Source organism: Granulicella sp. S190 (assembly GCF_009766095.1).
In the GTDB taxonomy this organism is placed as follows: domain Bacteria; phylum Acidobacteriota; class Terriglobia; order Terriglobales; family Acidobacteriaceae; genus Edaphobacter.
In genome coordinates, this window is sequence record NZ_LMUD01000016.1 from 226,613 (window position 1) to 237,418 (window position 10,806).

Sequence of the window (10,806 nt, forward strand, 5' to 3'; positions counted from 1 at the left end):
TTCGATCACGGGGCGAGAGCGTTGGAAGTTTGATCAAATCTACCGTCACCCTCGCATGGCTCAGGAAATTCAGGCCATCGTCTCGGGTAATTCCGGAATTCTTAGCGTTGAAGCGAATCCGCTGACCGGCGGGATATTGGTCTTCTATGACCCCAAGATTTTCGTGGGGCAGGTTGAGACGCTTCTACAGTTGGCGCACGCTGACCTGAGCAAAGGGAAGGTCCTTCCGTCCGAGCCCGCACAATCTCTGCTTTCGAATCCAATTCTCCGGCTTCTGGTACGTACGGACGCGGCGGATCGCGAACTAACGACGAAGGCCGTGGTGGTGACTGCGGGATGCGCGATCCTGTTCTTCTTTCCGGGCTGGGGATTGTCATTCATCCTTAATATCGTTACTCGCAGGCGAGGTTATCCCTTGTTATCGCGGGTTGGAATCAGAGGGCCAGGAACTCAGATCTGGCTTCTCGGATTCGCAACGATTGTATCGAGCTGTGCTTGGGCTTTTCTCAAGCACATTCAAAAGAAACTCTGGACGAGGTTGGCGGCGAGGGCGGAGGCAAGGATTCGTTCCCGCGCGTTCGAGCATGTTCAGCAACTGGACATGGTTTTCTTTGATAACCGGAGCACCGGTGGCCTGATGCACGCGCTATCGGGAGATGCGTCCAGCGTCGGGAGGTTTCTTGAGCAAGCACCCGGGCCGGCGATTGAAGCGGCGACCTCCAGTGTCGTGGTTCTTGGGAGCGTTCTCTTTGCGGCTCCGCTTCTGGCTTTGCCGGTATGCATCCCCCTGCTTCTCTTCCTCTTGATCAACCGTTATGTCCAGAAGAAGATCGCTCCTCTTTATGGTGAGGCGGCTATGAAGTCAGGGGAGTTGAGCGCGTTGCTCAACAATAATCTGGCGGGCATCGCCACCATCAAGAGCTTCACTGCGGAGGAGCGGGAGGCGCGCCGGGTTCGCGAAATGGGCGAAGGGGTTCGGACCAGCTACGAGAGGGCCACACTGGCGGGATCGGTTTATACCAGCGTCCAGATGGGCCTGTTTATGGGAGTGGGCAACCTCTCTTTAACCGTAGGCGCTGCATCGGTGCTGCGCGGGAATCTCTCGATGGGAAGTTTGATGACGCTGGCCCAGATGATTCCTATTCTGTTTTCGGGAGTGTCGCAGATCGACGCTTTGTTCGACATGTATCAGAATGCCTCAATATCTGCTGAATCCGTTTTGAATCTGCTGGAGACGAAGCCGACGATCCTCGATGGGAAGGCGCTTCTCTCTCGCGACAAGCTTCATGGGGAGATCACGTACAAGGATGTCTTTTTCGGATATCAGCCTGAACTGGAGACCTTGCGGGCGCTGAGCCTTCGGGTTCCAGCAGGCCGGACGGTAGGAATCGTCGGCGCTACGGGCGCCGGTAAATCCAGCCTGGTCAAATTGCTGCTCCGCTTTTACGATCTGAACTCCGGAAGCATTTCCATTGACGGTCAGTCGACCAGAGATCTCCAGATTCAAAATCTCAGGAGCAATATCGGGTTTGTGAGCCAGGACATCTACCTGTTCGACGGCACGGTTCATGACAACATTGCGTACGGGCGTCCGGGTGCATCCAGGGAAGAAGTCGAAGAGGCTGCGCGAGCTGCCGAGGCACACGTATTCATCACTCAGTTGCCAAATGGCTACGATACGGTCACAGGGGAGCGCGGACAGCGGCTTTCCGCGGGCCAGCGGCAGCGAATTTCGATCGCTCGAGCAGTGATCAAAGACGCGCCGATTTTAATTCTCGACGAGGCGACAGCTTCCGTGGATAACGAGACGGAAGCGGGGATTCTCCGTTCTATCGAGCGTCTGGGTGCCGACCGCAGCATGATTATCATTGCGCACAGGTTATCGACGGTCCGTAACGCGGATGTCATTTATGTGTTGGACAACAAAACAGTACGCGAGCAGGGAACCCACGAGGAGTTGGTTGAGCTCAATGGGTTATATGCATCCCTGTGGCGGGTGCAGACAGGTTCCAGGTCGGAATAGTTCGTGGCCTTTCGGCGGCTTTGCACAAGATGCCTTATGACATTTATTTTTATCCAGTAATTTATACATAGCAGGAGTGGGACATGACATTTTTGATATTGGCTCTCGGTGCTGTGGGGGGATATTTCGTCGGCAGCAATCCGCAAACGGCGCTGAAGTATGCCGTGCGTGGGGGAATGGTGATGGGACAGAAGATTCGCGAAATTAAAGCAGAGATTGCAGAGACGGTAGAGGATCAGATCCAGGAAGAAAATCTTCGAACCTCGGCGAGCAGTGTTACTAAATCCAATGTAAATTAGGGCTAGCTATGACAAATCCATTTGAAGACGACAACGGTGAGTTTTTAATACTCGTCAATCATGAGGAGCAGTATTCACTTTGGCCTGGGTTTCGCGAGGTTCCGGAGGGGTGGCGTGTAACCGGCCCTAAGGGCAAACGCAAGGAATGCCTGGCGTGGATCGAAGAGAATTGGACTGACATGCGGCCCAAGAGCCTTCGGGACGCCATGGCCGCGGATCAGGGGATGCGCAGTTAGCGGTTGCCGAATCATCTGAGTTGTGAAAGGCAGGCACCGCATGTCCTCTGTCGCGCAGGCATCAGGTGTAGTGAATTCGTCTGATGATTCCGTTCCAACTATCAGCATCTCCCACCTGAACTCTGAGTTCTTTCATAAAAACTTCGTCATCCCGGGAAGACCGGTTTTGATCGACAAGGTTTTTGACGAAGAATGGACGCTTCCCTGGCTAGAGGACAAGCTAGGGGAGTATCCGGTAGGGGCAAGGTACTACGGGGCAGAGCGATTCCATCTGCCCAAGACACAGTGGAAGCGCTACTGTGAAACCCGTACTTTGCCATTTCCTGAGTTCGTCAAACTTCTGAGGGATGGGACTGCCGCGCGCGAGAGAATCTACGTCGCCAATTGCGATGTGAGCTCCACACCGGTTGTGACTGCGATTCAAAGCCAGCTTTCTAATCTAGAGACGAGAACCGGTCTGAAGCCAAATGGGGTTTCAAACTACAGTATGTGGTTGGGCGCTCCAGGGCATACGGAGCCTCTCCATTTCGATCTCGCGGATGGCCTGCTCATGAACCTGCGGGGCACGAAACATATTACGCTTGTACCACCTTCCGAGGCGCACAATGTGTATCCGTTTGGTTTTTTTGATGGTGGGCTTTCTCCGGGTTTCAGCAAAGTCTATCTTAATCAACCGGACCTGAAGATGTATCCGCGGATGGCTTCCGCACTGAAGGCGCGGCAAGAGGTGATTCTCGGCCCCAGCCAAGCGTTGTTTCTCCCCATTGGCTGGTGGCATGAAGTGACTACGACCGGCACGGACTATGTGTGTTCTCTGAATCGCTTCTGGAAGGTTGAGCCCTTCCGCAGAAATTTCGTTAATCGCTATGTGGCGAACATTTATCTGGTGACACAAATGGCCAAGCCATTGGCTGCCTTCTCCGGCAAGGAGCAGAAGAAGCCGGTAGTTCACAAGGCTTCGTAGCGCCCGGCTTCAATCCACTCCAGCGCATGATTGAGTTCGGAGGGATCTTCAAATCGCTCGGCCATCTTTGCCAGATTCGACTTGAAATCTTCGCGGGTAAGGCATTGGCGAATCCCGTCGCTAAGCTCTGACGCGGATACGGACGAAATTCGATGACGCAGGCCGAGCCCATGAAAGACGACGCGGGCTGCGTTTCCCTCCTGATCGAAGGCGCACGGTACCACCAGCATGGGGACCCGGTTGAGAATGCATTCCTTGATCGTTCCCAGCCCACCATTGGTGACCATGACAGAGCTCTGACACAACATGCCGATTTGCGGGACGAAATCTGTCAGCAGGACGTTATCGGGTACGGGAGCAGGCAGTTTGGCGCGAAAGGCTTCGAGCTTGCGACCTTTTCCTACGGCAATGACGAAAAACAAATCCGGATTGGCTGATGCCGCTGCCAGCGCGGTTCCGAGGAAGGTCTCTGCTGCCGAGTAGTAAAAGACGTGAGTGCCCAGAGAGACGTAGACCACCTTGCGTCCCCTGGAAAGAGGATCGAGGGGGAAGGAATCTTCGTTGCGATGGAGATCGACGCATGGACCGGCGTGGATCCACTTTTCGCCCGCGGCCGGGTAATCGAATACCGCTGGGCAGAGGATGATTTCGGGTAAACGGAAGAAATAGCCGCGTCCCCGCAGATGCCTTTTCAGGCCGATGTACTTTGCATCCCGGTCTCCCGTCAGGTCTGCGGTGTCGATCAACATTCTTGCTTCGACGGGTACAGCACGCTTTAGTGCTGCCCGACCAAGAGCCCGGCTGAGAGGGTTATCCATGAGGAAGTGATGGAGCTGCGTCCCGAGCCATGCTGTCCGGGTGCGGAGGAACGAATTCGCGGAGTGGCCGCTGGGGATGTATCCGCTGGTGATAGGGGGAATCGATTTGTTCGTACCAATCAGAGAAGTCTGAATCTGAACGACCTGAAAGCCATCTTTGCGGAGTTTGGGTGCCCAGGCGCGATTCAGGAGCGCATCGAGCATCACCAAATCGATGGAGTCCTGACGCAAACACTTCAGCAGACCTCCATCGCTCAACATACGAAGCGATTCCCGGAAGGCGGTGCTCGAGTAGTACTGGCGCAATTCTTCTTTTGCCTGTGAGGATCCTATGGCGACGGTTTCCGTGGGATCGATGATAGGGACTTCTTCCGTCATGACGGTGATGTAAGAGAGTCCCTGTGCCCGCACTTCTTTTTCAAACTCGCGAAGGCCGAAGTAGATGACTCGGTGGCCCCGGCGAATCAGCTCTTTCGCCAGGTGGAACGTCGGGTAGACTCCCCCTCGTTCTGGATACATCAGAAAGGCAATATTCATGAATTCGATACACGGACCGTCAGGGAGTGAATTTCGCCGAATACAGGGTAAAGCTCAGGGGTAAGCCCGCACTGCATGCGGTCGGCTCTGAGTTTAAGGACCGTGTCTTCTTCCGCAGTGAGTTTGGGCCAGCCGATCCGTAACCAATTTTGTCCAACATTCAGGACATCTGCCGGTATGGAAATAGTGCATGTGCGCCAGGACGTTGAGGGCGGGAGACAGGCTTGCTTGTCTTGGTTGATGGAGACTTCAACCCACGTATCTCCCGGTGCAGTGTGCGGCGTTCTGTAGGTAAGGGAAAGACACAGCGGCTTGCTGCCGGCAAAGGCGAAGGGAGATTCCGGCTTGTAGGAGCGATAGAAGTTGCTGGAGGGAAGTAACAGGTTCCGCACGGGCTCCGGCATTGTCCAGAGAAACTCGCGCTCCTGAAGCGAGAGGAAGCTGTAGCGCGAGGAAAGTAGATCCAGCGGCTGGTCGCGTGGCTCATGATTGCGATGCAGAAGCATCGTGGCTGTTCCGGTAGCCTCCTGGTTGTCTGGACCGAGAATTTGTTTGGCTACGCCAATCAGGTTTTGCGATAAGGCGATGTTCCAGTCGCTGCCGTAGGCAAAGTTGCGCAGATAGCTGAATGCTTTTTCCTGTTCGAAGAGGCAGCGTAGCTTCCGATTCATCCAAAGCGGGCCGGAGGCTGCTGCGAGCTCCAGAAATAAAGGGATCCATTCCGGGGAATCGTCGGCCAGAACTCTCAGGTGTCGCGCAAGAATCTCGTCCGGCAGGGCGGAGTTTTGCAGGGCTAATCCAAAGCTGTTGGCGATTTCGACCGCGTGTGGAGGAGCACTCACGGGAGTGCAATCGCGACCTGGCTTCGCAAGCGTTTTTGCTACGGCGGACATGGCGAGGCGAATGCCTTCCACGCTCAGATGGCAGTAGTCCGCAAATAAGGGAGATTGGCTTTCTGCTTGATCGAAGACGTCACGCAGATCGATGCATTGGCAACCTGAGGCCGCCGCTACGGAAGCGATGGCTTCCCGGTTCGATGGCAGGCAGCGGGCGAGAGGGATGGAGCTGTTAAGGAAGATGGCATCCCATGATCTCTCGAAGAGCTCTCTGGCTTCGCGAAGGTTGCTCTTCGCTCTGCTGCATCGTGCAAGGAGATCATAGGCGGCCCCGCCCAGGGCCCCGCCATCCAACACGAGCATATCGTTCGCGAGACCGATGCATCGATGCAGGTCGCCAGCTTCGAATGCAGCTTCCGCGGCGGTGCGTTTTTCATACCATTGGCTGGTCTTTCCCGCGCCGAGCCATGGTCCGTACCAGGTGTCTTTCCATTCGCCGAAGTTGAACTCCGGGATGACGAACAGCAGGGGAACGTTTTTTGCCTTTGCGGTGGCGGCGATGTTTTCAAGAAGCGTACGAATGAGGGTGGAGAGCTCGGCTTTGCGACTCTCTACCAGCTTTTCGAGGGTGAACTCTACGTAGTCCTCACGGCTGAGGCTCTGAATCAGGCCGAGCGGTCCCCAATTGTTTCCGGAGAAATGAACGATGACGTCCGGGGCGAGATGCTCGAGCGCCAGCGAGTTGAGCTGCATCGCCTGCGGGAGAGCCATGTTGATGCGGCTCAGGTCGAGGACTTCCGTATCTTCTCCAAGCATCTGCGCGAGCACCTTGCAGGGGGTGAAGGCTGGGGCCAAGAACCATCCGTGAGCGACCGATTCCCCGATGACAACTACGCGCCGTTTGCCGGACTTCGGATGGAACTCTTCGATATCTGCCCATCCAGACCACTCGTGCCGGAGTTTTTGCGAGCGCACGAAGTGAACTCCATCGGGACGTTGTTGTGCCTCCCAGATGCCGATGGTGGGCTGGCTCTCGGGTAGAGTGTGTATCGCCTGGGTCGTATCGACATCGAGCAACTTCAGGTCGAACATGAGACTAAGGATCTGCTTGCCTTCACCCTTGGCGAGTAGTGTTGCCAGTTGAGCTGCTTTCTGTTTCGAATCCATTCCAGATCTCCGCATTAAAAAAACGTGTAAGCATATTCGCCTACACCGCGCACCGAAGGCGCGGTGACTTCCCGGATACAGAACCAGTCTGTGGGAATACTTTCTCGATCCAACAGAAAATCTTCTAGTACGAGGGAATCAATTTCAGTGCGGATAAGGCAGCGCAGGGCCTCCATGAATGTACTGACGATGGGCTCTCCGCGAACATTAAAGGAGGTGTTGAGCAGAACCGGGCAACCTGTCCGGCGACCGAATGCTTCCAGCAGTGCGTGGAAGCGCGGGGATATTTGCGGGTCGACCGTCTGGACGCGAGCTGAACCATCGACGTGTGTGATGGCTGGCATGCTGAGTGAGGAGGTTACCTGGCAGGTCTCCAACATGAAGCGTGAGGGATGATCGATGTCGAAATGATCGGCAGCGCTGGACTCGGGAACCGCCGGTGCGAAGGGACGGAATCCTTCGCGCAGCTTCACCAAGGCGTTTACGTGATCGCGCATGTGCTCGGGGCGTGGATCGGCGAGAATCGATCGCGAGCCAAGAGCGCGAGGACCGAATTCATCGCGTCCCTGAAACCATCCGATGACTTTTCCGGCGGCGAGCCGGTCAACGACGGCCTCGATCAACTCGGTGGTTTTTCCTTCGAAGTTGAGATAGGGTATTGCTGATTCGCTCAGTGCGTTGTGGATTTCCGCAACCGGCGAAGAGCGTCCGAGATAGACGTGGGGAAGGGATTGGACAGGCATCGTTCCACCATTGGCGATGTGGGCGAGCGCCGCGGCTCCGAGAGCTCCGCCCGCGTCGCTGGATGCGGGTTGGACGAAGAGACGTTGGAAGGGACCTTCCTTCAGCAGACGCGAGTTTGCGACGCAGTTCAGCGCCACTCCACCTGCCATGCAAAGGTTCTCGGAGGGGGAGCGCTCGAAGAGATATTGGACCTTCTGCAGCAGAATTTCTTCCAGGGTCTTTTGCAAGCTGGCCGCAACGTCATAGTGGAATGAATCGATTTCCGAGTCGCGGAGACGCGCCGGTTGGCCGAACAGTTCGTCCATTGCATCGGAATGCATGCGATCGCCACGCAGGAAGTCGAAGTACTTCATATCCAGCTGGAAGGAACCGTCTTTTCCGTTGGCGATGAGGCTGCTGATTTTGTCCATGTAACGAGGCTGTCCGTAGGGCGCGAGTCCCATAACTTTGTACTCGCCTTCGTTGACTTCGAAGCCGAGATAACCCGTGACAGCGCTATAGAGCAGGCCGAGAGAGTCGGGAAAATCGACTTCTTCCAGGAGTGACATCGTGCTGCCGCCCCCCTTCCAGTAAGCCGTGGTGCTCCATTCTCCTACTCCGTCTACCGTCATGATGGCAGCTTCGGGAAAGCCTGAGAAGAAAAAGGCACTGGCTGCGTGAGACGCGTGGTGTCCGAAAAAGTGGAGCGGGCACTCGATCCCAAGTTGGTTGATGATCTCGCGCTCAGGACGGTGAACATCGAACCAGGAGGTGTCGTGTAACCGCGATGCGGGGATGCCGGGAAGGCCCATCCATAACTGACGGCCCAGCTTCTTCACCGGCTCCTCGTAGTATCCGATGCAGGAAAGATCGTTGATGTTGATGTCTCCTTCGCGTAGGCAATAGCGGAAGGCATTCACCGGTAGCGAGCCGTCATGCTTGATGCGAGTGAAGCGTTCTTCGGAGGCGGCAGCCACGAGTACGCCGTCGCGCAGAAGACAACAGGAGGAATCGTGAAAGAAAGCGGAGATGCCAATTACATAACTGCTGCCACGCATGTTGCTGATCCTTTCAGTGATTGTAGACGCCGTTCCAGGATGCGGCCGATCGTGCGGAGTGGGATCGGTTGGTCCATGCATTCGTGGCGGCATTGGATGGGATGGCTTTCAATATGTCCGGTGATATAAGGTTCCCACTCTTCGGGGAATGGCGGACCGTCGCCACGGCCCTCTGCCGCGACGAACAGCAACAGGTCGCCATCGAATGGTGATGGCCGAAAACGGCTGCACAATATGCCGTGATGTTTCATCAGCTTTAACATGCGCTCAGCCTGATCCACCTCTAGCGCCGTGATGACGTGTCCTGAACCGCGCATGGCTTCATAGACTATGGACATGGTCAACGGACGTGGAAGAGTTGTGTCGTCGATGCCGTTCTGTTCGACGAGGCGTTCCAGAACTTCTTCGTCGCTGGGCAGAGTCATGTCGGACGTTTTTGTAAAGGGGAAGCTGTCCAGGATAGCCAGCATATCGACACACTCTCCTTCCTCACGGAGCATGGTGGCTATACAGTGTGCGAGCTGTCCGCCGAGCGACCAACCCAGTAAGTGATATGGGCCATGCGGCTGAATCTCGCGAATAGAGGCGAGGAATCCCTGGGCGAGTTGCTCGATGCTGTTGGATAACGGGATATCGTCCACAATGCCGGGCGTCTGCAGGCCGTAGATGGGACGCTCAGGGTCGAGCTCGAACATGAGTCCCGCATAGGGCCAACTGAGGCCTCCTCCTGGAGGTAGACAGAAGAGAGGCGGCAGGCTGCCTTGCGATCGCAACGGAAGTACCTGCTCAAAGCCGGTGGTTGCGGGGCGTTCCGTGGAAAGGTGATGAATCAGCTCTGCCACGGTGGGAGCTTCGAAGACCGTGCGGATCGTCAGCTTGATGCCGAAGGTTTTTCTCACGCGCGCGCATAGTTGCATGACCAGGAGCGAATGACCGCCCAACTCGAAAAAGTTGTCATCAATGCCGACACGGGGAAGGGAGAGGACTTCTGCAAACAGCCTGCAAAGGAGACTTTCATCCAGATTGCGCGGCCCAGCGGCTGAGGAAGAAGGGCCGCCTGCCTTGCCAGGCAGCGGGAGGGCCCGACGGTCTATCTTTCCATTGGCTGTGAGCGGCCACACAGGTAGAGGCAGGATCATGGCGGGCAGCATGTACTTCGGCAGCATGCTCTGCAGGTGATCCAGAAGCTCGGAGGCCAATCCTGAGTCACGCGACCCGAGTGCAGGATTATTAGCGAAACGGGCCAGGGAAGTCGGTGTAGGTACCGGGAGAGGCGCAGAGGGAATCCACTTAGGATTAAAGATCGCTTGATAGAGACCATCCGGGCCGAAGCCTCTCCATTGGAAGGTGGCACCTGCCTTCTGCGCCAGGGCTACGACGGTGTCAGTATCTTCCCCTTCCTGTTGGCTCGCGGCCCAAAGGTCCGCTGTGCTTTCCAGACCGGAGTCGACTTGATGCAACCGTTCGACCGCGGTCACGGCGTGTGCAGTTCTCCGATCGCGAATGCGGGTTACGGCGACGGATGAGCCCGGTCGAGTTTCCAGAATTTCCAGCAAGGTATGACGCCAGGAGCCTTCGGCATCCCAGACGACATGATGGTTAGGAGAGGCCAGTGTTTCCTTCTGATCTACGAGGATGGTAACGTCATACCGGAAGCGGCTCAGCTCGTTGTCATACGAACCTTCCTTCAGCCAGAGCTCCACGCGACCGAGATCCAGTTGCTCGAACAAGGCTGCATCGAGCAACAATTCTTTTTCGTGCTGCATGGCCAGCGAGATTTTTTCGCGGAGCTCAGAGAGGCTCATCGACTCTGTTGCCCGGTGCAGCTCGACGGATAGATGAAAGGCTTCGAGCAGAGGCTTGCTGCGTAAATCTCCCAGGAAGATGTGGCCGCCGGGCCTGACGATACGGGCCGCCTCTTTCAGGACGCTTACGAGATAGGCAACATCCGGGAAGTACTGGACGACGGAGTTCAGGATGACCAGATCCGCACTGTTATCCGGACGGAACTGTAGTTCGTGAGCGAAACCTTGACGAAGTTGTACTCGTGCGAGCTCCGCTTTCTTTGCCGCCAGCGCGCTAAGCTGCGCGACGACCTGCTCTGAAAAGTCCAGGCCCAGGTAGCTGTCGCATTCGGGAGCGAGG

General features: G+C 56.1%; 8 protein-coding genes. 4 read left to right on the forward strand and 4 right to left on the reverse strand.

Going from position 1 to position 10,806, the window contains the following annotated elements; genetic code table 11:
- Positions 1 to 55: 55 nt before the first annotated feature.
- The 4 genes from GSQ94_RS10385 to GSQ94_RS10400 all read left to right on the forward strand — a co-directional run bounded on the left by GSQ94_RS10385 (position 56) and on the right by GSQ94_RS10400 (position 3,522).
- Positions 56 to 2,023, forward strand: coding sequence for an ABC transporter ATP-binding protein (locus tag GSQ94_RS10385; RefSeq protein ID WP_158943734.1), 1,968 nt, complete (start codon positions 56 to 58; stop codon positions 2,021 to 2,023).
- 83 nt (positions 2,024 to 2,106) lie between these two features.
- A complete protein-coding gene (locus tag GSQ94_RS10390; RefSeq protein ID WP_158943736.1) occupies positions 2,107 to 2,322 on the forward strand; it encodes a hypothetical protein in 216 nt (71 codons plus the stop codon).
- An 8-nt stretch (positions 2,323 to 2,330) separates the two neighbouring features.
- Complete coding sequence (locus GSQ94_RS10395) at positions 2,331 to 2,558, forward strand: MbtH family protein (protein ID WP_158943738.1); 228 nt, start codon at positions 2,331 to 2,333, stop codon at positions 2,556 to 2,558.
- 40 nt (positions 2,559 to 2,598) lie between these two features.
- Complete coding sequence (locus GSQ94_RS10400; protein ID WP_158943740.1) at positions 2,599 to 3,522, forward strand: cupin-like domain-containing protein; 924 nt, start codon at positions 2,599 to 2,601, stop codon at positions 3,520 to 3,522.
- Here GSQ94_RS10400 and GSQ94_RS10405 read toward each other — a convergent pair.
- The 4 genes from GSQ94_RS10405 to GSQ94_RS10420 form a co-directional block, all read right to left on the reverse strand.
- On the reverse strand, positions 3,507 to 4,877 hold the full coding sequence (locus tag GSQ94_RS10405; RefSeq protein ID WP_158943742.1) for a nucleotide disphospho-sugar-binding domain-containing protein: 1,371 nt from the start codon (positions 4,875 to 4,877) through the stop codon (positions 3,507 to 3,509). The two genes, GSQ94_RS10400 and GSQ94_RS10405, sit on opposite strands and share 16 nt — an antisense overlap.
- Positions 4,874 to 6,880: a hypothetical protein gene (locus tag GSQ94_RS10410; RefSeq protein WP_158943744.1), complete on the reverse strand. Its 2,007-nt coding sequence runs from the start codon at positions 6,878 to 6,880 to the stop codon at positions 4,874 to 4,876. Before GSQ94_RS10410 ends, GSQ94_RS10405 begins: the two co-directional genes overlap by 4 nt.
- Before the next feature lie 14 nt (positions 6,881 to 6,894).
- The gene (locus GSQ94_RS10415; protein ID WP_158943746.1) at positions 6,895 to 8,661 is read right to left on the reverse strand and encodes a carbamoyltransferase N-terminal domain-containing protein; all 1,767 of its coding nucleotides are present in this window, start codon (positions 8,659 to 8,661) and stop codon (positions 6,895 to 6,897) included.
- Positions 8,640 to 10,806: thioesterase domain-containing protein (locus GSQ94_RS10420; protein ID WP_158943747.1), on the reverse strand; the 2,167-nt coding region annotated here is incomplete at its 5' end. The genes GSQ94_RS10415 and GSQ94_RS10420, both read right to left, overlap by 22 nt.